Source organism: Streptomyces sp. SID5643 (genome assembly GCF_009872555.1).
GTDB lineage: Bacteria > Actinomycetota > Actinomycetes > Streptomycetales > Streptomycetaceae > Streptomyces > Streptomyces iakyrus.
In genome coordinates this window covers 1-505 of sequence record NZ_WWIC01000309.1, presented here as the reverse complement: position 1 = coordinate 505, position 505 = coordinate 1, and the positions used below count along the sequence as shown (strand labels likewise).

Annotated in this window: 1 protein-coding gene; it reads right to left on the bottom strand. The window is 71.1% G+C overall.

The window, feature by feature from the left end:
- A partial coding sequence (locus GTY56_RS33630; RefSeq protein ID WP_161369070.1) for a condensation domain-containing protein occupies positions 1–505 on the bottom strand: 505 nt, incomplete at both ends.

Sequence of the window (505 nt, the reverse complement as noted above, 5' to 3'; positions counted from 1 at the left end):
CCTCCACCAGCTTCTCGAACGGCACTTCCTGGTGGGCGAGCGCCGACAGGCTCGTCTCGCGCGCCCGGCCCAGCAGTTCCCGGAACGTCGGATCGCCCGACAGGTCCGTGCGCATCACGAGCGTGTTGACGAAGAAGCCGACCAGGTCGCCCAGGTCGGCATCCGTTCGTCCGGCCACGGCCGTGCCGATCGGGATGTCGGTGCCCGCGCCCGAGCGGGACAACACCATGGCAAGGGCGGCCTGGAGGACCATGAATGTGGTCGCGCCCTCGGAGCGCGCCACCCGTGCCGCCTGGGCGTGTACTGCGGCCGGAACGGCGAACGGGACGCTGTGGCCTTGGTGGGAGGGGACCGCCGGGCGCTGGTGGTCGAAGGGGAGTTCCAGTTCCTCCGGCGCGTCCGCCAGGGCGTCGCGCCAGTAGCCGACCTGCCGGGAGATCACGCTCTGAGGGTTGTCCTCGTCGCCGAGCAGCTCGCGCTGCCACAGCGCGTAGTCCGCGTACTG